The 302-nt window shown below is 79.8% G+C and carries 1 pseudogene; it reads right to left on the reverse strand.

Going from position 1 to position 302, the window contains the following annotated elements:
- Window positions 1-302, reverse strand: a pseudogene (locus tag SB658_RS23005) (1-deoxy-D-xylulose-5-phosphate reductoisomerase); the annotation flags it as partial.

Genomic DNA, 302 nt, shown 5'->3' on the forward strand with positions numbered 1-302 from the left:
GGCGCGGGCTGCGGCCAGGGTCGAGGGCAGGCCGGCGGCGCCGACGATCGCGGCGACCACGGTGTCGCATTGCGGGGCGGCGGCGAAGGTTTCCAGCGCCGCTTCGCCGGCATGGGCGCGGGTCGCCAGGCCGGCGTCGCGCAGCCCGTCGCGCAGGGCCGGGAAACCGGCCGGGTCGGCGATCACGGCATCGTCGGGCCGGTGGCGCGCGCACAGGGCGACCAGCGCCTCGACGTTGCGGCCAGCCGCCAGCACGGCCGCGCGCAGGCGGTCGGGGTGGCGGGCGATGACGTCCAGCGCCG

Source organism: Bacillus sp. SIMBA_008, assembly GCF_046535495.1.
Lineage (GTDB): Bacteria > Bacillota > Bacilli > Bacillales > Bacillaceae > Bacillus > Bacillus subtilis.